Source organism: Campylobacter concisus (genome assembly GCF_003048555.1).
Taxonomy (GTDB): Bacteria; Campylobacterota; Campylobacteria; order Campylobacterales; family Campylobacteraceae; genus Campylobacter_A; species Campylobacter_A concisus_AO.
In genome coordinates, this window is the sequence record NZ_PIRR01000002.1 from 46,679 (window position 1) to 68,807 (window position 22,129).

Genomic DNA, 22,129 nt, shown 5'->3' on the forward strand with positions numbered 1-22,129 from the left:
GATATAATGAGCCAAAATTTCAAAGGTAAAAAGTCTATAAAAAATGCAAGAAACTTTAAAAGATAGAATCATAAAAAACGTTTTTTTTGTTTCAAAACAGCCAGTTTTATTCAGGGATATACTTGAAGCAAATGCCCTTTTTAACGAAGGCATGCTAATAGATGGAGCAAAGCTAAATTTTAGATTTAACCACATCAAGCTCTATCAGATTTACGCACTTATCTGTTTTGTCATTTTATTTCCATTGTTAATCATCACGCATCATTTTTTAGCAAAAACTGACGCGCATATATCGATAATAGCGACTGCTGTCGTCACTTCGGCCGTTTTCATTGGCTTTGATATGTTTAAAGTTTGGGCAAGAAGAGAGATAAGTCACGATCTTATCAAGAAAGCTTGGAGTGTGCATTTTCCTTATTTTAGCTATGAAAAATACTCAAGCAAGGTCGAAGAAATTTATAATACTGCTATAAAAAATGACGTATCAAAAAAAGATTTAGAACAATATATATATGAAAAGCTAATCTCTCAAAAAGAAAGTAATTAGCAAGTTAAGCTTGGCTTTGTTTATTGAGCTAATTTTATTTTTGTGCAGTTATATACAAAATGGCTATATTATTTGCCAATGTAATTGAATCACCGAAATTTAAAAACTTTAAATGTTCAGTTATTTCCATTGACGCTCTTGCATATTATTTAAAATTTGATTTTTATAACGTAAATTTTCGAGCTTTATATTAAGAGCTCTATTTTCCTCTAAAAGCATATCTCGCTTACCGCTAATGTCCGCTATATCTCTACTTATATAATAAATTTGATTTGCTATGTAAATTTTTGGCAAAAATATAGCTAGAGCTATAAAAACAGCTAAATAGACCATCACTAATGTCTTAAAGCTTAAATTTACCTCACGTTTTTGCTCCTCATCATGAAGCGTCAATAGCTCTTCTTTTTCTTGCATCTTTATCCCTTTATCTTAAAAACCCGCAGTTTTGCGCTCTTGCTTCGTGAGTTTATCTTTAGCTCATTTTGGCTTGCTGTTAGTGGCTTTTTGGTCAAAATTTCGCCTAGTTCGTGGTTATTTCCGCACTCACATCTATAAACACCAGGCGGGCAGATACAGCTATTAGCCCATTTTTTAAAGCGCTCTTTTACGATCCTATCTTCAAGCGAGTGAAATGTAATAATCGACACAAGACAATCTTTAAACCCACATTTTTCTATACTATCAAGTAAATTTGTTAGCTCATCTAGCTCACCATTTACTTCTATCCTGATGGCTTGAAAGGCAAGTATTGCAGGGCTAACTCCGCGCCCTTTTATCTGGGCTGTACCTATTAAATTTGCAAGCTCCTTTGCACTCGTTATCTTGCCTAAATTCCTAGCATTTATAATCTTGTTTGCAATCCCGGCAGCATTTTTTAGCTCGCCATAATCTCTAAAAATTCTAACCAACTCGTCAAAAGAGTAATCATTTACAACGTCATATGCACTAAAATTTCGCTCTTTGTCCATGCGCATATCAAGCATGCTTGAGCCAAGACCAAAGCCCCTATCGTCTTTATCTATCTGAAGTGAGCTAACACCAATGTCAGCCAAAATTCCTCTAACATTTAAAATTTCTTCTTGACTTAGCTTGCTAGTCAATTCAGAGAAGTTACTTTTATAAATTTTAACTCTACTACCAAATGGCTCAAGTTTTTTTAGTGAAAAATTTATAGCTTCGTTATCTCTATCACAGGCAATTAAATTTAAATTTTTATTTTGAGACAAAATGGCACTAGAATGTCCGGCATATCCAAGCGTGCAATCTATAAAATTTCCATTTAAATTTTTAAAAAAAGATAGAACTTCATCAAGTAAAACACTGATATGTGGACTTTGCAATACTGCCTCTTTATAGTAAATAGTGTGGAAAATTTATCGAAATTTTACTTAAAAAGCTATCATTACACAAAATTTTACATAAATTTTAAGATAGCTTAAATATAATCGATTAAATGTAGGAGAAAAAATGGAGCTAGAACACTCAATAAATGAGATAAAAACAATATCACTTTCTATGTTTAGAAAGAATTTTTTTGGCGTCTTTCACGGCTCGATTTCAGCAAGAGTTGAAAAAAATCAATTTATAATCAATAAACAAAATGCCATTTTTGATAATTTAAAAGATGATGACTTGACGCTTCTTTCATCAAAAAAAGACTATCGTTGGAATGAAGCTAGTCTTGATGCTGATATACACTTAAATATTTATAAAAATATAAACGAGGCAAGATTTGTTTGCTACGCGATGCCACCATACGCAACTGCCTACGCAATGAAACATGAAAAAATTGTACCGAAAGATTATTTTGGGTATATGAGATTTGATAAAATTTCTGTTTATGATCCAAAACAATATGATGACTGGTATGAACGTGCAGAAACTGAAATTTATAGATATATGCTAGAAAAAAATACAAACATTATTATCGTTAAAGGATATGGCATTTACGCATACAGTAGAAGCCCTCAGCTTCTTGCAAAAGAGATAGCTTTGCTAGAAAATAGCTGCAAATTGCTTCATTTAACTAGTGGTTATAGCGATTATAGTATTTAAAAATTTTGCTAACAATACTAAAAAATTGTTAGCAAAATCCTCCACAAAGATATTTTTAAAGCCCCTATTTTAAGCTTATTTAAGGCAATTTTATATAATATATCATACAAATTTCGTTAGTCTTTTAAAGGAAAATTTAATGTTGTCTTGGATGCAAAAACATAAAAAATACCTAGTTGTTACCATTTGGGTAAGTACAATAGCCTTTGTTGGAGCAGGCTTTGTAGGCTGGGGAGCATATGATTTAAACAGCAATCGAGCCACTTCAGTAGCAAAAGTAGGACACAGAAATATAAGCATTCAAGAACTGCAACAAAAATACGATAGTTTATATCAATACTACAATAATCTTTTTGATGGTAAATTAACGCAAGAAAAGGCCAATGAGTTAGGTTTACAAAATGCCGCACTTCAGGCTACAATTCAAGAGAATTTACTATTAAATTTTGCAGACGATATAGGTCTTAGTGTTAGTAAAGATGATATTTTAAAATATATAATCGCTGATCCAACATTTCAAAAAGATGGTACTTTTGATAAAAATTTATACTACGATATTTTAAGAAGAGCTAGAATAAATCCAACTGATTTTGAAGAAAATTTAAAACTAACAATACTACTTGATAAGCTTAGAACTATTTTAAATTTACCAGCTAGCAAAGAAGACATTGCAATGATGGAAGCAAGCTTTTTTATGCAAGACAAATTAGCAATACAGATAATAAATGCTAATCAAAGCGATATAAAAATAGATGAAAAAGAGCTAAAGAATCTTTGGGAAGCAAATAAAAACAACTATATGACAAAGACTATATACGGTCTAGAAACATACTTTATAGAGTCAAATAAAAATGATGTAAATCAAACTACTTTGAGTGACTACTATAACGAAAACAAGGAGAGATACAAAGGCTCTGATGATAAAATCAAATCATTTGACGAAGTAAAGACTGAAGTTGTCAAAGACTACAATATTGAGAAAAGTAAGACCGATGCTTTAAAAAAATATACCTCTATCAAAAAAGCTGAGCTTGCAACAAATGAATTTGTTAGTATAAATGAAGATAATGCGACATTCTCGCTCGATGAAATAAAAGGGGCAAAAGTTGGTGAGGTGATAAAACCGTTTACATATAAAGATGGATATTTGATAGTTAGAGTAAAAAGTATAACTCCTCCACAACCTATGAGTTTTGAACAAGCAAGAGCAATGGTGCTTGAAATTTACAAAGATAAAAAGAAAAAAGAAAGCTTAATAACCATAGCAAAAGAGTCTTTACAAAATTTCAAAGGAACTGATATAGGCTTTATCAATAGAGATATAAATGGCTCTATCTTAGGACTAAATGAAAGTGAAACTAGAGCTTTTGTTTCTCAACTTTTTGAAACTAACAACAAAAAAGATTATGTTATATTAGAAGATAAGGCCGTTATATACGACATTTTGGAACAAAGGTTGCTTGTAGATAATATAGATAATAACTATAAGCAAATAACACAGCAAAACGTTACAATGCTTAAAAATAATGAGTTAATAAAAGATTTAACAAACAAACTTAAAAAATACTATGAAATTAAAGAATATATCAAAAGGTAATTTATCTTGAGTACAAAAATTTTAGGTATAGATATCGGCTCTTTCCAGATTTGTGCAGTAATAGCACAACATGATGAAAACGGTATTAAGATAATTGGAATTGGAACTGAAAAAACGCAGGGAATAAGAAAAGGCGTTATAACCAATATTGAGCAAGCTGCAAAGTCAATAAAAAATGCATTGATAGAAGCACAAAGAGTTGCAGGAACACGCTATGAAAAAGTTATAGTTTCTATTTCTGGTGCGTATACAAAAAGTGTTGATAGTAGTGGTGTAGTAAATATACCAAATCATGAAATAGGTATAAAAGAGATCGAACGTGCTATGCAAATGGCCGATCATACAGCCGATATACCTCATGAATATGAAAAATTACATGTTCTTCCTTATAATTTTAAAGTAGATGGACAAGAACACATTGAAGATCCAATAGGCATGAATGGTAGTAGACTGGAAGTGCAAACACATATTGTTACAGTACAAAAATCATCTATTAGCAACCTAAGAAAAGCTGTAAATTTAGCAGGCGTTCAACTAGATAACATAGTCCTTTCAGGATATGCTTCTGCGATAGCAACATTAACAAAAGATGAGAAAGAGCTTGGTGCCGCACTTGTTGATATGGGTGGTGCTACTTGTAATCTTGTAGTGCATTCTGGAAATTCTATAAGATACAATGAATTTTTACCTGTTGGCTCAGCAAACATTACAAATGATCTTTCTATGGCTCTACATACACCACTTCCAAAGGCAGAAGAGATAAAATTAGGTTATGGCGCTTTAATAAATAAGTCAGTTGATCTAATAGAGCTTCCGATCCTTGGAGATGAAACAAAAAGCCACGAAGTTTCACTAGATATAATATCAAATGTTATATATGCCAGAGCAGAAGAAACTCTTATGGTACTTGCCAAGATGCTAGAAGATAGTGGCTATAAAGATAGCATTGGTGCCGGAATAATACTTACTGGCGGTATGACTAAGCTAGAAGGTATTAGAGATCTTGCATCCGCGATATTTGACAAAATGCCAGTTCGTATAGCAAAACCAAAAGAAATGGATGGATTATTTGAAATTTTAAGAGACCCAGCAAATTCTTGTGCTATAGGGCTTTGTTTGTATGGTGCTGGTAATTTTAGTCCATACGAGATTGATTCTGAGAAAAAAATGAGATACCAAGGGGAAATAGCCTCAAAACCGAAAGTAAATTTTAGAAATGTTTTTGCAGAAGAAGAAAATGTACAAAATTTTGGACAAGAGGTGCAGGATCCAAATGAAAAAGAGGATAGTTTTTCTGATAAAGATTTTGAATTAGAGATAGCAAATAAATCAAAAAACAAAGAAGAGCTTGCCAATATTGCAGATATTAGCAAACAAGAAAAAAAGCCAAATGCTTTTGCAAAATTTTGGTATAGTATTACACAATTATTTTAAGGAGAATTTCAAAAATGAGTAGCTTCACAGTAGAAGAAAATAAAAGCATCTATGGTGCAAAGATAAAAGTCGTAGGTGTAGGTGGAGGTGGTGGCAATATGGTCAACCACATAATAAGAGTTAATCCAAATTTAAATATAGATCTTATTGTTGCTAATACAGATGCTAAGGCTCTTGAAAATTCTCTTGCACATACAAAAATACAGCTTGGAGAAAAGACAACAAAAGGTCTAGGTGCAGGCATGAGACCTGAAATAGGAAAAGCCGCTGCTGAAGAGAGCTACGATGAAGTAAAAAGTGCACTTGAGACATCAGATATAGTTTTCATTGGTACAGGACTTGGTGGTGGAACTGGTACAGGTGCTGCTCCAGTTGTTGCTCAAGCTGCAAAAGATATTGGTGCACTAACAGTTGCAGTTGTTACTATGCCTTTTATGTTTGAAGGAAAAAAACGTAGAAAATTAGCTGATTGTGGCCTTGAGGAGCTCAGAAAAGAAAGCGATTCTATTGTTGTCATTCCAAACGATAAGCTCTTAACATTAATTGATAAAAATGCTGGCATAAAAGAAAGCTTTGAAATGGTTGATGAAGTACTTGCAAGAGCCGTCAATGGTATGAGTACGATTGTACTTGATTCAGGAAAAAGTGATATAAACCTAGACTTTGCAGATGTTAGAACGATTATGAGCCATAGAGGACTGGCTTTAATGGGTGTCGGCGAAGCAAGTGGCGAAGATGCAGCACAAGAAGCTATAAAAAATGCTATACAATCACCGCTTCTTGATAACATGACAATAAATGGTGCATTTGGTATTTTAGTTCATTTTAGAATAAGCCCTAGTTGCCCACTAGCTGATATTAATAATGCGATGAGTATTATTCATGAGGCAGCGGATGAAGATGCTGAAATTATATTTGGTACAACAACTGATGACAAAATAGAAGACAATAAAGTTGAAGTTACAATAATAGCAACAGGTTTTCAAAGCTCACAAAAAGAAGCTGAAAAAAAAGATGAAGTACAAACTTCTAATGCAAGCGATATCATAAAAAAAGAGCGTATATTAAGACTTAAAAAAGTTAGTGGTGGATATGACGAAGACTATATGTCACAACTTGATGTACCATCATTTATGCGCCATCAAATGGACTAATAAAAAACAAACTCCTTAAAATTTCTAGAGAGCTTTTGCTCTCTAGCTTATTAGAAATTTACAAACCTTTAAATCCAAAAACTTAAAATTTAAACTCCAAGTTGGGCTTTTACAAAATCGCTTGCCATTTGTATATTCCACTCAGGCTCCCAGACAAGATCGATCTCACACTCTTTGACACCTTCTATATCAAGCACGGCAGTTTCTACCCAGCCAAGTATCATTTCGTGCAGTGGGCAAGATTTGGTTGAAAGAGTCATAGTAACCTTTGCTTTGCCATTTTCATCGCAGCTCGCATCATATATAAGTCCAAGCGAAACGATATCAAAGCCAACTTCTGGATCAACAATATTTGACAGTGCGTTATAAATTTTTTCTTTCATTTTTTATCCTTTAAAACCAGTAAATCTAAAAATATTTATTATATTTATTGATAGTAAAACTATACTAAGAGCTATAAAAATCATACCTGCTTGCACTAAAATTTCTAGTTCAAAGCAAGTTGAGAGAAGATAGCAAAGAAGCGAGATAGCATTAAAAGCTATACCAAAATAAGCTATCTTTTTTAGTATCATGGCATCAAGAAGTGGCACTTTTACCTTTCCGACAAAAGGCGCTACGTAGTGATACCATATGAGAAATGGTGCGATCTTGTAAAGATGAGCTACGATAAAAGCAAACAAAAAGCCATATATTAAAAAATATGCAGCTAAATTTAATTTATCTAAAGCTATAAAAACAGCGGCACCAAGCAAAGCCACCAACGAAAGCACTATATTTACATTCCAGTAATCATACGCCTTTCTAACGCGCTTTTTTAAAATATAAAGTGCTTGAGCTATAAAAAGTAAAGCCGCCACACATATTGACAAAATAGATAAATTTTCATTAAAAGCTAGTAAGACACCGCCCAAAATATGGCATGCTAGTGAGACCTTACTAAGTGTAAATTTTAGATCGTGAGCCAATGCAAACATAGGTAGGAGTACACTAGCAGCTCCAAGTATCACAAGAAATACAAATCCCAGCACAAAATAAACATGAAATTTTAGTGTCATCTCAAAATCAAGCATCAGCGTGCCACTAAGTATCATAAGCAAGCAAAAACCAAGCGTTATTCCAATTATCAAAAAGATAGCTGAAACAAAAAGTGCAAAGGCTGCAAAGCTCTTTTTTTCATTATCCATAAAGCTTAATGCGTAAGTCGTAGCAAAAAAAGCAAGCGAGCAAAAAAGCAAAACTCCACTAATTTGTAAAATTTTAGCTTCAGCAAATAACATCCCGTAGCACATGCCCAGCAATGATAGACAAAAAATAGCCAAATTTAAAATAGCACCTTTTGCTGTAAAAAACGGCTTTTCTAAGATGACTGAGGTTAGCTGATAGAGCGCTCCGATAATAATACTCATAACAAAGCCAACAAAAAATATATGCAAAAAACCAGCTGTATTTAGTGAGCTAATCGCATCAAAATCTGCATAAAAGAATGCCGGCACACTTAATGCTAAAAAGAAAATTCCAGCAATAAAATATCCACCAACTAGCTTAAATGGTGGTGCGTAAGTATTTAAAAGCATCTTAGTGGCAAAGACTAGTATCTACGTCTTCTATATTTGCACCATCTTTTAGGCTAAAAATCATCTTTACAGCCCCACCATCTATATCTTCACGCTCTATATCAAAGCTCTTATCTATCTTTGGTATAAGACCAGCTGGAAATTTATGATTTAGCATCATAATTTTTGTATTTTTATCAGCAAATTTAATAGCGATTAATGCATTGACCATTGGCTCTGGCGGCACGCAAGGACGTGAATCAAAGCCAACAAAATTTACACCATTTTCATTAAATTTATAAAATGGCACAGTTGCACCATCGACATTAAACTGCTCCGCGTTTTTGAAAAAATCGCTCATTTTTTCTCCTTTTGATTTTGGAGAATTATACTCTGATTAAACTTTTCAAACTATTGATTTGCTTCAACAAAAGCTATTTTACATAAGGTATAAATTCCTCATATCCTAGTCTTGCCATATCTTCAAGCGGTATAAATTTAAGGCTCGCACCGTTTATGCAATATCTTAGTCCGCCCTTATTGCTTGGACCATCATCAAAAACATGCCCAAGGTGCGCGTCACTATTTTGAGACTTAACTTCGACCCGTTTCATCATAAAAGAGTTGTCCTCCTTATACGAAAGAGCTGTTGTCGTGATAGGCTTTGTAAAGCTTGGCCAGCCACATCCTGCATCAAATTTATCTGCACTTGAGAAAAGTGGCTTTCCACTCGTTATATCTACATAAATGCCTTTTTTATCAAATTTATCATACTCACTGCTAAATGGCCTCTCAGTCGCCGCTTCTTGCGTCACGGCATACTGCTCGCTACTTAAATTTTTCTTTAACTCATCTTTACTAAGCGGCTTAAATTTCGCCTCATCATAAAGCGGTTTATCAGCTAAGCCTAGATCAATGTGACAATATCCAAAAGGATTTTTATCAAGATAGTCTTGATGATACTCCTCACCTAAGACAAAATTTTTAAGTGGCGCCACCTCAACCACGATCTTATCTTTAAATTTCTTTTGCTCTATTTTCATAAAGCTCTCTATCGTTGGCAGATCACTTTCGCTCACATAGTAAATTCCGCTTCTATACTGCCTACCGACGTCATTGCCTTGTTTATTTAATGAGGTCGGATCGATCACTCTAAAAAAGTGAGCCAAAATTTCAGCCAAAGCGACTCTGTTTTCGTCGTATTTTACATAAAGCGTCTCGGCATGATCGCTCTCATGAAGCTCGCGGTAGCTAGTATTTTCGCTCTTGCCATTTGCGTAGCCTACCTTTGTATCCACTACACCAAATATCTTTTTAAAATACCCCTGCATACCCCAAAAGCAACCGCCTGCTAGATAAATTTCTTTCAAATTTTGCCCTGCCATCGTCTGCTCCTTTATAAGCTCATCTTTTGCCATCAAATTTAGACCAAAAAACACTGCCGCCATTAAGATAAATTTTAAGATATTTTTCATTCTATCTCCTTTCGTTTTTGAAAGATTATACGAAAATCAAAGTTATAAAGTGTGAAGAAAGGGGCAAGTGCCCCTAAATTTTAGTGCAAAAAGTGTCTAACGCCAGTAAAGTATAGCGACATGCCATGCTCATTGGCAGCCTCTATCACCTCATCATCTCTGATGCTGCCGCCTGGCTCGATGACGCATTTTACGCCCACTTTGCTGGCGATGTCGATGCTATCTCTAAATGGAAAGAACGCCTCACTAGCAAGCACGCAGCCACTTAGATCAATTTTTAGCTCTTTTGCCTTTGCCACGGCCGCACGAGCAGCATCAACGCGGCTTGTCATACCCATGCCAATAGCTACCATTGCACCATCTTTTACATAAACTACGCAGTTGCTCTTCGTTAGCGCAGCCACTTTCCACGCTATTTGAGCGTCTTTTAGCTCGCTGCCAGTTGCAAATTTCTTGCTCATTTGCTTCATATTTTCAAGCTCTTCGTCTTTTACGAAGTCTCTTTCTTGAAATACAAAACCGCCATCGATGTGCTTAAAGTCAAATTTATCATTTGAGCGAACTAAAAATTTATTGTCTTGAGTGAAAATTTTGATGCGTTTTTTACTCTCAAATACTTTAAGCGCAGCATCATCGACATTTGCAGCTATTATCACCTCAACGTAAATTTCATTTATCTTTTTAGCTAGCTTTTCATCAAGTGTGCCGTTTATTGCTACCACGCCGCCGTATGCTGAGATCGGATCGCATTTAAGCGCAGCCTCGTAGCTCTCAAGCAACGTATCTTTTACCGCAAAGCCGCAAGGGTTAGCGTGCTTGATAATAGCCACTGCTGGCGCGTCATCAAAGCTAGTTGCAAGCATCAATGCGCCATTTATATCGGTCATATTATTGAAACTTGCCTCGCCTTTTAGGGCTCTAAAGTTGTTTGTGAAGAAATAATCAAACTCATAAAGTGCGCCTTTTTGGTGTGGATTTTCTCCGTATCTTGTGTCAAAAACCTTGCTTCCCACGATAAATCTAGCATCGCCAAAACCACCATTAAATCTATCATTCATATAGTTTGCGATCATGCTATCATATGCCGCTGTATGCTCGAATGCCTTTATCATCAGTGATCTTCTAAACTCAAAATCATCACTTTTTTCTCTTAGGCGCTTTAAAATTTCATCATAATCAAGCACGCTTGTAACGATAAGCACGTCTTTAAAATTTTTAGCAGCACTTCTTACCATGGCTGGGCCACCAATGTCGATATTTTCGATGATCTCAGCAAAGTCATCAGTCCTGATGGTAGTCTCTTTAAATGGATATAAATTTACGCAAACTAGGTCGATGCCCTCGATGCCATACTTCTTTGCCTGAGCCACATGCGTAGCGTCGTCGCGTTTGTGCAAAATGCCACCATGTATCTTTGGATGAAGCGTCTTTACCCTGCCCTCAAACATCTCAGGCGACGCCGTAAATTCGCTAACTTCAGTTGCTTTGACACCATTTTCTTTTAAAAGTTTAAATGTACCGCCAGTTGAAAGTATCTGCCAGCCAAGCTCTTCTAGCCCCTTTGCAAACTCTACAATGCCCTCTTTATCGCTAACGCTAAGCAATGCTCTCATTTTTTCTCCTTTATTAAATTTTTATCTTTTTGTTAAACACATACCTTTTACAAGCAAAAGCTGCCCCATTTTTATATCCTTTGCGATATTCTTTATCGATAAGGCTTCTAGCGTAATCATAACATTTGCAGCTGCATCTATATAATAGTCTTTTCTCTCTACAAAGTTTTCACGCTTTTGACCAACAATATCAACGCTAAAGGCATAGCTTGAAATTTGATTGCCATCAAAATATCTCGCATCTAATACGCTTAAATTTACAGGTTCCTCTTTCTCAAGCGCCTCGCATATCGGCTTTTCCGAGCTAAATTTCATCACCTTTATGCCGCGATCATACGAAAAGATATACTCACTAATTTCATTTAATTTTTTTGCTTTAACTGACATAATGTCGCTCTTGTTGCCATCTTTATCGACAAATATTATGCTCACATTGCTATCTTTAACATCGTAGTTGCTGATGACCAACCTTTGATCTCGATAAAGCTCGCTTTGCGTAAGCTTAAATTTTATCTCTTTTCCATCGATATTTACCACTTTAAAATCATTACAAAAGCCAGCCACCGCTAGCAGCAAAATAATAAATTTCTTCATCTAAACTCCAAATTTCTCTTTTAATCGCCCATAAGCCTCGTTTATCTCCTGAAGCTTTTTGGTTGAGCGCTCTATCACCTCTTTACTCTCGCCCCTACCCATTAAAATGTCGGGATGATACTGCCTTACAAGCTCTTTATAGCGAGCTTTTACCTCGTCAAGACTTGCATTTTTACTAAGTCCTAAAACCTCAAACGCATCTTTTTCTTGGACTACTTCATCAGTATTTGCCTCAAATCTTGAGCCATAAAAGCTATCAAATTTAAAGATGATCTCATCAAGCGTTTCTTTATCAATGCCAAATCCATAAGCGATATTTCTTATGACGTCTTGCTCGCTTTTGTTAAACTCACCGTCTATATAGGCCAAATTTAGAAAAAAAGTGAGCCTAGCCACGCAGGTATCGTAGTTTAGATTAAAAGCACGCTTGTAGTTTCTAGCGGTTTCATAGGCGTTATCTACATTTTCTTTTTGGCTGTTATAGACCTCTTTTAGATACTCGCGCACGCCGCTAACACCGCTAACTTTCTGGCTTAGATCATCAAGCACTTGAGTGATCAGCCTAGCCTCTAGCTCGCTAACTCTGCCGTCACTTTTAGCGACTTTTGCAAGCAGTGAGACTAGAAATTTAGCCTCATCTACATTTGCTTGTTTCTTGCGGTTACTACCTATTTGGACATTCATAAATAAAAATATCGCACCGCCTAATATCAGTAAAAACAGAACTCCAGACATATTACCACAAGTGATAGATTGTATTTTTTATCTTGCCATTTACCAGCTCATTTTTGCGCCATGAGCTCTCGTCGTTCATCACGTTCCAGCGACGCTCTTCAGGGCGGTAGAACCAGTCTTTATCTATCTGATAGTAAATTTGCTTGCCATTTGTTTCAATAATGTTTGCGATATTGTTATCGTGGTAGCTATTTTCATCATAGTCAGTAAAAGCTCGCTGTCCCATCTCTGAGTAAAGTAGCGTTAGCTCCTGAAGCATTTCATTTAGATCATCATCCATCTTTTTTACATGAAGGCCGATCTCGTGCGCCTCTCTAAAGAGGATCGGATATTCGTGAGCTGGGTAGTCGCCATTTAGCCTTTCAGAAATTTCTGCGATCTTTTTATCATCATCGATGTGGTACCTAAGAAGCTCGGTGCAAATCTTAAGCGATAACGAGCTAGCACGATCAACCGCACCAAAGACTAGCGGATGAATATACTCATAAAGCGAATTATAAGGGTTTGTGTCGTTTGGCCTATCTTTGTCTTGCTCTTTCCAAAGCTTAACAACACGACTAAGTTCGTCCATCGAAACACTCACAAGCTCATTGCCTTTGTTTGTCGGACTAAGCTCGTGTTTGAGCGAGGTATCAACAGGCGTTAGATAGGCAAGTGGCCCCATAACGATCTCATTTGCACCAAGTGCCATCATGGTAGCAGCTGAGGCGCAGTTTGCAGGTATTAGAGCTATTAAATTTTTGCAGTAATTTCTAAGTGTAGTAATGATCCTAAGAGCAGCTATTCCACTTCCGCCGTCACTTTTTATAAAAAGATAAGCAGTATCTATCTTTTTACCCTTTAAAATTTCATACATAGCACTTGCATCGTTGCCGCAAACGCTACCAGCGTTTGAATTATAGTAAGTTATCAAAGTAGCGTTTAGTCTTTTTTCAATTGATTTTATTAAATTTTGTGTCTTACTAAAAAGTACTGGCGGCTTTGCTACGCCTCGTTTTTCAACTTGTTCTGCTTCCTTTTGCTCATTTTCAGCCTCAGCGACCTTGCCCTTTTTCAAAGCCATTTTTTAATCCTCTTTTCTAACTATTTTTGCAAACTCATTTAGATAAATTTCTCTTATCTCGTCTACGCTCTTATCAATATCATTTAGTTTAAATCTTCTGCCGCCACTGACACCGATCTTTTCAAATTTCACACCAAATTTAGCAGCAAGAGCTTCAAATTTAACCTCGTCTTTCACGCCAACAACTGCTCTTGAAAAGCTTTCATCAAAGATAAAATTTGACTCTTTAAATTTCGCTTCGCAGTTTACGCCGATATTTGAAATACTAGCCATTTTTGCTAGCGTAATAGCAAGACCGCCTACGCCTACGCTATTTGCAAATTCTAAAATTTGCTCTTTATTTGCTTCGATCACTAGGTCCCACAGAGCTCGCTCACTCTTATAATCAACCTCTTTTAGCCTTCCACCGACTACATCAAATAGCGCCTTTGCGTAAAGTGAGGCAGCAAATTCCCCGCTTGTCTCACCAAGTAGGTAAATCGCCCTGCCCTCGCTTAAAAATGTGCTTTTTAGATTTAAGTTTGCATCCTCATTTACACCAACTGTGACGATGGCTGGCGTTGGATAGACGCTAACGCCGTCAGTGTCGTTATAAAGGCTCACGTTGCCGCTAACGACTGGTGTATTTAGCTCACGGCAAGCCTCTTTTATGCCTTCACATCCCTCTTTAAACTGCCACATCACCTCTGGATTTTGTGGGTTGCCGTAGTTTAGGCAGTCGGTGATCGCAAGTGGTACAGCGCCGCTCATCGCTACTTTTCTGCCAGCTGCCGCAACGGCTCTTGCAGCGCCAATTTTAGGATCAACGAAATTTGCTCTAGGATCGCACTGCGCAGCCATAGAGACGGCCTTTTTAGTGCCTTTTACTCTGATACTTGCAGCACCCAAGTGACCAGGCTGTTTTATAGTATTTGTCTGGATGTTTGCGTCATATTGATCGTAAATAAAGCTTTTATTTAGCACCTCTGGCTCTTTTAAAAGCTTGAAAAATGCGGTTTTGTTATCAACATTATTTGGAATTTGTAAATTTGCTATCTCATCAAGGTATTTTGGACGTGCGACTGGGCGGTCAAGCACCGGAGCTGCCTCGCTAAGTGGGCCGATAGGGATTTCGCCTGCAAGCTCACCATGCCAGTAAAGCTGCATCACGCCGCTACTTGTGACCTCGCCGATGATCTCAGCGTCAAGGTCCCATTTTCTAAAAATTTCAAGCACCTTTTGCTCGTAGCCTTTTTTGGCGCATATTAGCATACGCTCTTGAGACTCGCTTAGCATTAGCTCATAAGGCGTCATGCCAACTTCGCGCATCGGTACGCGCTCTAGATACATCTTCATGCCGCTACCGCTTCTACCAGCCATCTCAAAGCTAGAGCTTGTAAGTCCTGCTGCGCCCATATCTTGGATGCCGATGATGTAGTCCTTTTTAAAAAGCTCTAAGCATGCCTCCATAAGCAGCTTCTCGGCAAATGGGTCGCCTACTTGCACCGTTGGGCGAAGTGATTTATTTTCGTCATTAAAGCTATCACTAGCCATCACAGCGCCGCCAAGTCCGTCTCTGCCGGTCTTTGAGCCCACGTAAATGACTGGGTTGCCTACACCTTCAGCCTTACCGTAGAAAATTTCATCACTTTTACAAAGGCCAAGTGCAAAGGCGTTGATTAGGATATTGCCATTAAAGCTAGGATCAAAAGTGGTTTCGCCACCGATCGTTGGGATACCCATGCAGTTACCATAATGCCCTATGCCGGCCACACTTCCTTTTAGTAGATATCTATGTTTTTTAGCTAGCTCGCTCTCGCCTCTTATCTCGCCAAAACGAAGCGAGTTCATATTCGCAACGACTCTTGCGCCCATTGTAAAGACGTCTCTTAAAATTCCACCAACGCCAGTTGCAGCGCCTTGAAACGGCTCGATAAAGCTTGGGTGGTTGTGACTCTCCATTTTAAACACAGCCGCAACCCCGTCTCCAACGTCGATGACACCGGCATTTTCGCCAGGTCCTTGGATGACCCAAGGCGCCTTTGTCGGAAAGCCGTTTAGGTATTTTTTACTTGATTTATAGCTGCAGTGCTCGCTCCACATTGCTGAAAATATGCCAAGCTCTAGTAAATTTGGCTCGCGTCCTAAAATTTTTAAGATCTCTTCATACTCTTCGTCGCTGATTTTATGTGCTTGTATGGTAGCTTTGTCCATTTTTGGCCTTTAAAAAATTTTGGTTGATTTTACTTAAATTTGCATAAAAAGATGATAAACCAAAGGAGCGAAAACAGAACAAATTTGACGAATAAAATAAGAGTCTAAACTTCATATAGCAAGCCAAAATGTTATATTTGTAGTTATTGATTCGGCTATAAATTTAACCGAAAAATTAGCATTTTTGCGGTACGGGTCTTGGTGAACGGCTCAAATTTTAGACAAATGCCAAATTTGAACTAGCTGTGGAAAATAAAAATTTAAGCATACTAGAACCCTAAATTTGACGCAAGAAAGTCCGATACTCCGTCAAATTCAGCAGGCGATTACCCGCCACAAATGCCTACTTGCTCGGCATACTATAGTAGCAAAGTATGTTTAGCAGGATACGCCCTTGCTTTTTGAGGTCTTGATCGATGACGTCTTGTCTAAATTTCCCAGAAGTCGCCTGCTCTTTAACCTCGGCTAGCTTGCTGCTAGGCAGGTTAAATTTAAAGTCTAAATTTTTTATCTCAAAGCCTTTGTTTCCGACTATCTTCGCGTCGATCACGGTAGCGAAAAACTCGTCAGACGCGCCCACGTAGTAGTTCGTCACGCTTCTAGCGCTTATAGGTTCGCCGCCAAAAAACGCCTTGCAAACAGGAGATTTTTGCGCGCTATAAACCACGCTCTCAAGGATCCCGCCGCCAAATTCGTAAAACTTAAATTTCTTTGAGTTTTGTAGCTTTTTTATCTCGTCTTTATCGCTCAAATCTACATTTCTACCGCTATCAAGATCAATTACTATCAGAGTTTTTACGCCGTCGCCGCTTGCATAAACCCAGCCTAGATTTTGGCTCGCCGAGTCGCTCTCGCCCGGCGATTTCACCTCGGCCCTACCCATGTAGTCGCCGAATTTTTCCTCTGTTTTGCCGCCGCTCATCTCGTAGACCGTAGTCTCGGTTATAAATCCGATCTGCTGTATGCTAGCGTCGTTTTCCATATACGTACGCCACGCTCTCTCGCCGCCCATCTCGCCTGTAATGGCCGCGCAACCGCTAAACGCCAATGCCGCAATAGCCGCTAGAAATAATTTTTTCATCTCGCGCTCGCGTTTAAATTTGATAAAAGCGATCAGTTTTTAGGCGCGGCGCACACGATGTTTGATAGGATTTGCTCCTGTTTTTTAGCGTCGGCGTCTATGACTTTGCTTCTAAAATCCGCCGAGCGAGCCCGCGTTTGCGTACTAGCAAGCTTGCCGTCGCTAACGAAAAATTTAAAGTCTAGATTTTTGATCTCGGCGCTTTTGCCTTTTTTCACTCCGATATCCATCAGGGTCGCGAAAAATTCGCTATTGTCGACGCTTTCTTTATCGTAATAATTAGTCACCGCATGAGCTTTTACCGTCTTGTCCGCCGCAAAACTCTCGCACACGGCGCCCGAGTCCGCACTAAAAACTACGCTCTCTAATATGCCGCCGCCAAACTGATAAAATTTGACCGTTTTTGCCTTTTTTAGGGCTTCATGCTCGGCTTCATCGCGCATATTTACGTAGCGATAGCCGAATTTTTCCTTGTCGTCAAGCTCAAGTACCGTAAACGAAAGCCCGTTTAGCGCATACATATCGCCCAGTTTCAGCGCCATATCGGCCCTTTTTACGATCGCCATACCGATGACGTCGCCGTCTTTTAGCGCGTAAGTTTTGCTTAAATTTTCCGAGTAAAACGCGATATTGCCGAGGTTGCCGTCGTTTTCAAAATACTTACTCCACTTTGGTTCGGATGAGTCCGTACCCGTTAGTTTATCTTGCAAAGGCGCGCAACCGCTAAATAACGCCGCCAAAGCGACGACTGATAGAATTTTTTTCATTGTTTTCTCCTTTAAGATAAATTCGCTCACTTGCCCAGGCAAAAGCTGCTAAACATTTCGTCTAAAATTTCGCTTCTTTCAAACGGCTTCGTGATTGACGAGATTTGCTCTATCGCCGCATTTAGCTCATAAGCAAAAAGCTCGAGCTCAGACTCGACAAGCAAATTTAACGCTCTTTTTAAAGCTTCGCTCGCCTCTTTGCAACTTAAAATTTGACGGTTTGAGCTTAGCATTATCTCGTCGGTATCTTGTGTCTTGAGGTAGCTCTCAAGCTCTTTTAAAACTACGCTCGTATCGGTTTTTGCTGAAATTTTGATAGCACTCTCTAACTCTATGTCAAATTTAAATGCAAGATCGCTTTTGTTTAGGATAAAAAAGGCTTTTTTACTTGAGTTAGAAACGAGCTTGATTATCTCTTTGTCTTGCTCATCGCTTGGATTTGAGCCGTCAAAGACAGCCAGGATAATGTCAGCCTCGTTTATAGCCGAGATTGAGTAGTTTATGCCGATTTGCTCGATCCTTCCAGCATCTTTTCTAATGCCAGCGGTATCTATTATGCGAACCAGATGTGAGCCAATCTTGAAATTTTCTTCTATCCTATCTCTGGTCGTGCCCGCCTCGTCGCTAACGATCGCCCTCTCGTATGCCAAAAATGAGTTTAAAATGGAGCTTTTGCCAACATTTGGCTTACCAACGATGGCGATCTTAAAGCCATCAATCAGGCCTCTTCTTTGCTCACTAAGTGCGGCTATGCGCTCTAGCTTCTCACTATTTTTTAAAAGCATCTGCTTGGTCTGCTCTAGTAAATTTGTAGGCAGATCATCATCAGCATAATCAATCATCGTCTCAACAAAGGCAAGAGTTTTGACCACTTCGCTTCTGATCTCACTAACAAATCTACTAAGATCGCCTTGCATCTGGCGGGTTAAAATTTTAGCAGCGATCTCGCTTTTTGAAGTGATGAGCCCTTGCATAGCCTCAGCCTTGGCTAGATCCATCTTGCCATTTAAAAATGCTCGCTTGCTAAACTCGCCTGGCATAGCAAGCCTTGCACCAGCCCTTATTAGTTCATTTAAAATTCTCTCACTCACCATAACGCCACCATGAGTTTGAAACTCGACGATATCCTCGCCTGTAAAGCTTGCTGGGCCTTTAAAATATATAACAATGCCCTCGTCTAAAATTTCATCATCAAGGGAGTAAATTTTGGCTAGTTTCGCGTATCTTGGCTCTAAATTTGAAAGTTTAAGAAGTTTTAAAGAGGTGGCCAAGGCGTCCTTGCCGCTAAGCCTTACGATAGAAACTGAGCCGATGCCATAAGCTGTGGCAAGGGCTGCGATAGTTTCACTCATTTTTTGAAAAAGTCATTTACGACGACAAATTTGCCGTCATTGCCACTTTTTATGCCAACATATTTATCTGGGAATTTCTCGCGAAGCTTCTCAAGTGCGATCTTAACCAAAACCCCATCAAGTGGCTTTGTTTGAGCTCTACCACTATTTTGCACACGCTCGATCACGCCATTTAGATACTGATCCATCATCGCTTCTTGATTTTGCAAAAATTGCGCGATTTCAAGGCGGATAGCAAGGTTGTATTTTGAGTTTAGCCAGTTATAAAGCATGTAAGATATCGCTTTATATCTATAGCCCTCTTTGCCGATAAGTAGCGCCGCATCAGCTCCGTCAAGCTCTATAAGCACCGTTTCATCGTCAAATTTGCTAACTTCAATTTTACTAATATCAAAACAACTTGCCTTAAAAAGACGGTTCACGCCATCTTTGATCTCAGGTAAAATTTTATCAAAGTCGATTGTTGCTTTTTCTTTTTTTTCTTTTTGTAAAGCTTGAGCTGCACTATCTTCATCAGTTTGGTTAAAATTTTCAATAATAGAATTATCTAAAATATTTTTAGGAGCATTTTTGCTAGCTTGTGGCTCCTTTATTTCTTTTGGCTCATCAAGTCTCTTTATCACATATCCTGGTTCAGCCTCTTCTTCACTCTTTTGAGCAAATGCATCTTTAGCTAGAGCTTCATTTTTTTCACTTAAATTTGACTTTTCATTTTTATGTTCTTTTTGCTCAAATTTAGTTTCGCTTTTTTCATCTCTATGTTTTTTAGGGCCTCGCTTTTTATCACTATGATCGTGTTTTTTAGCTTGCTTTTTATCTTCTTTTATAGCCTCGTTCTCATCATTTTTTTTAACAAAATTTTTATCATTTTTTGGCTTGTGTTGTGGTTTTGGCTGATTTTCTAAATTTGCTTCAATGATCGCACTTCTTTTAAAAAATCCCAAAAAACCACTGCTTGGATGCTGTAAAACTTTTATATCAAGCTGAGTTACTGAGCAGTTAAGCTGCTCGGCTGCTTTTTGAAATGCCTCTTGAAGGGTATTTGCTTCTATTTTCATTAAGCCTTTACCTCCGTAGCTTTTTTATGTTTTTCAAAAAGTTTGTTTACAAATACTTGCTGAACAACTGAGCAAACGTTATTTACAAACCAGTAAAGTGTAAGACCAGCTGGGAATGTCACGAAGAAAAATGTAAATATAAGAGGTAAAAATTTCATCACCTTTTCTTGCATAGGATCAGTAAATGTCGTTGGTGTAAGCTTTTGCTGTAAAAACATCGTAAGACCCATCAAAATAGGCAATACAAAATATGGATCCATTACTGAAAGATCGTGTATCCAAAGTACCCAAGGAGTACCTTTTAGCTCGATCGCATTTAGTAAAACGCGGTAGATCGCAAAAAATACCGGAATCTGAAGCAAGATCGGTAAGCAGCCACCCATTGGATTTGCTCCATGCTTTTTATAAAGCTCCATCATATGAACTTGCATTTTTTGCTTATCATCTTTATATTTTGTCTGAAGCTCTTTTACCTTTGGAGCAAGCTCTTTAAGCTTGTTCATGGATAACATACCCTTATATGTAAGTGGGAATAAAACTATCCTTATAACAAGCGTTAGCACAACTATCGCCCAACCCCAGTTGCCAATGTAGTTATGTAAGAAATTCAAAAATGCAAACATCGGTTTTGCTATAAATGTAAACCAACCATACTCAATAACATCGTTTAGTCTCTCATCCATCGAACTTAAAATTTTATGCTCTTTTGGTCCAATATATGCGCCTAATTTTAAATTATCATTTGCCTTTACAAAAAGAATAGGATTGTTGTTAGAATCTTTGTCTAAGGCTACTTCAAATGGCTTTTCAAATGAGTAAAATAGCGTCGTATAGTATCTATCAGAGGCGGCTGCTATTGTGGTATTTGCATAGTTTTTAACCTCTTTGGCGTCACCATCTTCTATAATATTTAGGCTATCATCTGCATTTCTAAGCATAACGCCATGAACTGTGTAGCTATCTACTGCGATGTTTGGCCTAAAACCAGGAGTGATGAAATAATCAACTTTTTTACTTAAATTTACTTCAACTTCATATCTGCCATTTGGGTAAAATTTGATATTTTTTGTAACTGTAACTCCATCTAAATTTTGAGTAAGTTTTATAGTTTTAGGCTCACTGCTAGCATCTATCTCACTAGCGTCACTACTATATGCAACCTTAAAAGCATCGGTATTTAGCGTACTATCGTTAAATCTAAGCTCAAGTGGCAATGGATTCTGTGAGACAAGCTCAATTTTGTTGCCATCTTCTGTTTTATATTTCTCTTCAGTTAGATAGAATTTTGAAATTCTTCCTAGCTTATCTATTTTTGCTTCGTAGCTTTGACCTTTGATAGTAGCGATTATCTCATTTGAAGCTAAATTTTCATTTGATTTTGGTGTATTTTGATTTATATTTGGAGCTTTATTTTGATCTATTGCTTGAGAGATTGTAGTTTGGTTTTGCTCAGGCACCACTCTTTTTGGCATAAAAAAATCATACACTATAAAAAAAACAATAGATAAAAGCGCTGCAAGAAGCAACCTTTTTTGCATAGACATCTGTTCCATTTTATTTTTTTTCCTTTAATTTATCTAATACTTTTACGACATAAAATTTACTATTCTGACAAGGGACAAACCAAAAATTTACATTTCTGGTATCACTTTTTTGAGATATAAAACATAAGTTAAATTTTTTGTAGATGATTGGGTAGTTGATACCGCCTTTAAAAAGCTGATTACATTTTAAAATTCGCATGAAGGTTGCAAAAAAAGCAGAAAAAAAACTATTTGTTTGAAATTCCCAAATAGCGTATTGTGAGCAAGTCGGATAATAGCGACAGCTTTTTGGTAGAAGTATGGAAATATAT

General features: G+C 37.4%; 22 protein-coding genes. 5 read left to right on the forward strand and 17 right to left on the reverse strand.

Annotated elements, in window-relative coordinates:
- Positions 1 to 43: 43 nt before the first annotated feature.
- Positions 44 to 547, forward strand: a complete 504-nt coding sequence (locus tag CVS92_RS00565; RefSeq protein ID WP_107788138.1) for a hypothetical protein — start codon at positions 44 to 46, stop codon at positions 545 to 547.
- 120 nt (positions 548 to 667) lie between these two features.
- On the opposite strand, the gene CVS92_RS00570 is transcribed toward CVS92_RS00565, so the two are convergent.
- Together CVS92_RS00570 and rsmH are read right to left on the reverse strand one after the other, a co-directional pair.
- Positions 668 to 961: a hypothetical protein gene (locus tag CVS92_RS00570; RefSeq protein ID WP_021090986.1), complete on the reverse strand. Its 294-nt coding sequence runs from the start codon at positions 959 to 961 to the stop codon at positions 668 to 670.
- Positions 962 to 963: 2 nt separating this feature from the next.
- Positions 964 to 1,887 (reverse strand): 16S rRNA (cytosine(1402)-N(4))-methyltransferase RsmH, encoded by a 924-nt coding sequence (gene rsmH / locus CVS92_RS00575; RefSeq protein WP_107788139.1) that lies wholly within the window; start codon positions 1,885 to 1,887, stop codon positions 964 to 966.
- Positions 1,888 to 2,014: 127 nt separating this feature from the next.
- Here rsmH and CVS92_RS00580 point away from each other — a divergent pair, with 127 nt between their 5' ends.
- The 4 genes from CVS92_RS00580 (at position 2,015) to ftsZ (ending at position 6,787) form a co-directional block, all read left to right on the forward strand.
- The gene (locus CVS92_RS00580; protein WP_084108231.1) at positions 2,015 to 2,602 is read left to right on the forward strand and encodes a class II aldolase and adducin N-terminal domain-containing protein; all 588 of its coding nucleotides are present in this window, start codon (positions 2,015 to 2,017) and stop codon (positions 2,600 to 2,602) included.
- Between the two features lie 139 nt (positions 2,603 to 2,741).
- Positions 2,742 to 4,199: a peptidylprolyl isomerase gene (locus tag CVS92_RS00585; RefSeq protein ID WP_107788140.1), complete on the forward strand. Its 1,458-nt coding sequence runs from the start codon at positions 2,742 to 2,744 to the stop codon at positions 4,197 to 4,199.
- Positions 4,200 to 4,205: 6 nt separating this feature from the next.
- Positions 4,206 to 5,633: a cell division protein FtsA gene (ftsA, locus tag CVS92_RS00590; RefSeq protein ID WP_107788141.1), complete on the forward strand. Its 1,428-nt coding sequence runs from the start codon at positions 4,206 to 4,208 to the stop codon at positions 5,631 to 5,633.
- A gap of 14 nt (positions 5,634 to 5,647) precedes the next feature.
- Positions 5,648 to 6,787, forward strand: coding sequence for a cell division protein FtsZ (ftsZ, locus tag CVS92_RS00595; protein WP_087579938.1), 1,140 nt, complete (start codon positions 5,648 to 5,650; stop codon positions 6,785 to 6,787).
- Positions 6,788 to 6,876: 89 nt separating this feature from the next.
- Here ftsZ and CVS92_RS00600 read toward each other — a convergent pair whose 3' ends face one another.
- The 15 genes from CVS92_RS00600 to yidD all read right to left on the reverse strand — a co-directional run.
- A complete protein-coding gene (locus CVS92_RS00600; RefSeq protein ID WP_021091019.1) occupies positions 6,877 to 7,170 on the reverse strand; it encodes a metal-sulfur cluster assembly factor in 294 nt (97 codons plus the stop codon).
- A gap of 3 nt (positions 7,171 to 7,173) precedes the next feature.
- The gene (locus CVS92_RS00605; protein ID WP_107788142.1) at positions 7,174 to 8,364 is read right to left on the reverse strand and encodes a peptidase M50; all 1,191 of its coding nucleotides are present in this window, start codon (positions 8,362 to 8,364) and stop codon (positions 7,174 to 7,176) included.
- A 1-nt stretch (position 8,365) separates the two neighbouring features.
- On the reverse strand, positions 8,366 to 8,704 hold the full coding sequence (locus CVS92_RS00610) for a hypothetical protein (RefSeq protein ID WP_021090578.1): 339 nt from the start codon (positions 8,702 to 8,704) through the stop codon (positions 8,366 to 8,368).
- Positions 8,705 to 8,777: 73 nt separating this feature from the next.
- Positions 8,778 to 9,818, reverse strand: a complete 1,041-nt coding sequence (gene msrB, locus CVS92_RS00615) for a peptide-methionine (R)-S-oxide reductase MsrB (protein ID WP_107788143.1) — start codon at positions 9,816 to 9,818, stop codon at positions 8,778 to 8,780.
- A gap of 80 nt (positions 9,819 to 9,898) precedes the next feature.
- On the reverse strand, positions 9,899 to 11,431 hold the full coding sequence (gene purH, locus CVS92_RS00620; protein WP_107788144.1) for a bifunctional phosphoribosylaminoimidazolecarboxamide formyltransferase/IMP cyclohydrolase: 1,533 nt from the start codon (positions 11,429 to 11,431) through the stop codon (positions 9,899 to 9,901).
- Between the two features lie 21 nt (positions 11,432 to 11,452).
- On the reverse strand, positions 11,453 to 12,025 hold the full coding sequence (locus CVS92_RS00625) for a hypothetical protein (RefSeq protein WP_087584325.1): 573 nt from the start codon (positions 12,023 to 12,025) through the stop codon (positions 11,453 to 11,455).
- On the reverse strand, positions 12,026 to 12,760 hold the full coding sequence (locus tag CVS92_RS00630; RefSeq protein ID WP_107788145.1) for a TerB family tellurite resistance protein: 735 nt from the start codon (positions 12,758 to 12,760) through the stop codon (positions 12,026 to 12,028). It abuts the gene before it with no gap.
- A gap of 1 nt (position 12,761) precedes the next feature.
- Positions 12,762 to 13,823 carry an SDH family Clp fold serine proteinase gene (locus tag CVS92_RS00635; protein WP_107695291.1) on the reverse strand — a complete coding sequence of 354 codons (1,062 nt, stop codon included), beginning with the start codon at positions 13,821 to 13,823 and terminating at the stop codon, positions 12,762 to 12,764.
- Positions 13,824 to 13,826: 3 nt separating this feature from the next.
- Positions 13,827 to 16,016, reverse strand: coding sequence for a phosphoribosylformylglycinamidine synthase subunit PurL (gene purL, locus CVS92_RS00640; RefSeq protein WP_107788146.1), 2,190 nt, complete (start codon positions 16,014 to 16,016; stop codon positions 13,827 to 13,829).
- 343 nt (positions 16,017 to 16,359) lie between these two features.
- Complete coding sequence (locus CVS92_RS00645; protein WP_107788147.1) at positions 16,360 to 17,097, reverse strand: hypothetical protein; 738 nt, start codon at positions 17,095 to 17,097, stop codon at positions 16,360 to 16,362.
- Between the two features lie 32 nt (positions 17,098 to 17,129).
- Positions 17,130 to 17,864 (reverse strand): hypothetical protein, encoded by a 735-nt coding sequence (locus tag CVS92_RS00650; protein WP_107788148.1) that lies wholly within the window; start codon positions 17,862 to 17,864, stop codon positions 17,130 to 17,132.
- A 26-nt stretch (positions 17,865 to 17,890) separates the two neighbouring features.
- Complete coding sequence (gene mnmE, locus CVS92_RS00655; protein WP_107788149.1) at positions 17,891 to 19,216, reverse strand: tRNA uridine-5-carboxymethylaminomethyl(34) synthesis GTPase MnmE; 1,326 nt, start codon at positions 19,214 to 19,216, stop codon at positions 17,891 to 17,893.
- Positions 19,213 to 20,274, reverse strand: coding sequence for a Jag N-terminal domain-containing protein (locus CVS92_RS00660; RefSeq protein WP_107788150.1), 1,062 nt, complete (start codon positions 20,272 to 20,274; stop codon positions 19,213 to 19,215). Before CVS92_RS00660 ends, mnmE begins: the two co-directional genes overlap by 4 nt.
- On the reverse strand, positions 20,274 to 21,827 hold the full coding sequence (gene yidC, locus CVS92_RS00665; RefSeq protein ID WP_107788151.1) for a membrane protein insertase YidC: 1,554 nt from the start codon (positions 21,825 to 21,827) through the stop codon (positions 20,274 to 20,276). Before yidC ends, CVS92_RS00660 begins: the two co-directional genes overlap by 1 nt.
- 1 nt (position 21,828) lies before the next feature.
- Positions 21,829 to 22,129 (reverse strand): membrane protein insertion efficiency factor YidD (gene yidD / locus CVS92_RS00670; protein WP_107788152.1); only part of this gene is annotated, 301 nt, incomplete at its 5' end.

What these genes read in the sequence shown, in the direction of transcription:
- CVS92_RS00565 (WP_107788138.1), top strand. Translation starts at nt 44, where the DNA reads ATGCAAGAAACTTTAAAAGATAGAATCATAAAAAACGTTTTTTTTGTT.
- CVS92_RS00570 (WP_021090986.1), bottom strand. Translation starts at nt 961, where the DNA reads ATGCAAGAAAAAGAAGAGCTATTGACGCTTCATGATGAGGAGCAAAAA.
- CVS92_RS00580 (WP_084108231.1), top strand. Translation starts at nt 2,015, where the DNA reads ATGGAGCTAGAACACTCAATAAATGAGATAAAAACAATATCACTTTCT.
- CVS92_RS00585 (WP_107788140.1), top strand. Translation starts at nt 2,742, where the DNA reads ATGTTGTCTTGGATGCAAAAACATAAAAAATACCTAGTTGTTACCATT.
- ftsZ (WP_087579938.1), top strand. Translation starts at nt 5,648, where the DNA reads ATGAGTAGCTTCACAGTAGAAGAAAATAAAAGCATCTATGGTGCAAAG.
- CVS92_RS00600 (WP_021091019.1), bottom strand. Translation starts at nt 7,170, where the DNA reads ATGAAAGAAAAAATTTATAACGCACTGTCAAATATTGTTGATCCAGAA.
- CVS92_RS00605 (WP_107788142.1), bottom strand. Translation starts at nt 8,364, where the DNA reads ATGCTTTTAAATACTTACGCACCACCATTTAAGCTAGTTGGTGGATAT.
- CVS92_RS00610 (WP_021090578.1), bottom strand. Translation starts at nt 8,704, where the DNA reads ATGAGCGATTTTTTCAAAAACGCGGAGCAGTTTAATGTCGATGGTGCA.
- msrB (WP_107788143.1), bottom strand. Translation starts at nt 9,818, where the DNA reads ATGAAAAATATCTTAAAATTTATCTTAATGGCGGCAGTGTTTTTTGGT.
- purH (WP_107788144.1), bottom strand. Translation starts at nt 11,431, where the DNA reads ATGAGAGCATTGCTTAGCGTTAGCGATAAAGAGGGCATTGTAGAGTTT.
- CVS92_RS00625 (WP_087584325.1), bottom strand. Translation starts at nt 12,025, where the DNA reads ATGAAGAAATTTATTATTTTGCTGCTAGCGGTGGCTGGCTTTTGTAAT.
- CVS92_RS00630 (WP_107788145.1), bottom strand. Translation starts at nt 12,760, where the DNA reads ATGTCTGGAGTTCTGTTTTTACTGATATTAGGCGGTGCGATATTTTTA.
- CVS92_RS00635 (WP_107695291.1), bottom strand. Translation starts at nt 13,823, where the DNA reads ATGGCTTTGAAAAAGGGCAAGGTCGCTGAGGCTGAAAATGAGCAAAAG.
- purL (WP_107788146.1), bottom strand. Translation starts at nt 16,016, where the DNA reads ATGGACAAAGCTACCATACAAGCACATAAAATCAGCGACGAAGAGTAT.
- CVS92_RS00645 (WP_107788147.1), bottom strand. Translation starts at nt 17,097, where the DNA reads ATGAAAAAATTATTTCTAGCGGCTATTGCGGCATTGGCGTTTAGCGGT.
- CVS92_RS00650 (WP_107788148.1), bottom strand. Translation starts at nt 17,864, where the DNA reads ATGAAAAAAATTCTATCAGTCGTCGCTTTGGCGGCGTTATTTAGCGGT.
- mnmE (WP_107788149.1), bottom strand. Translation starts at nt 19,216, where the DNA reads ATGAGTGAAACTATCGCAGCCCTTGCCACAGCTTATGGCATCGGCTCA.
- CVS92_RS00660 (WP_107788150.1), bottom strand. Translation starts at nt 20,274, where the DNA reads ATGAAAATAGAAGCAAATACCCTTCAAGAGGCATTTCAAAAAGCAGCC.
- yidC (WP_107788151.1), bottom strand. Translation starts at nt 21,827, where the DNA reads ATGGAACAGATGTCTATGCAAAAAAGGTTGCTTCTTGCAGCGCTTTTA.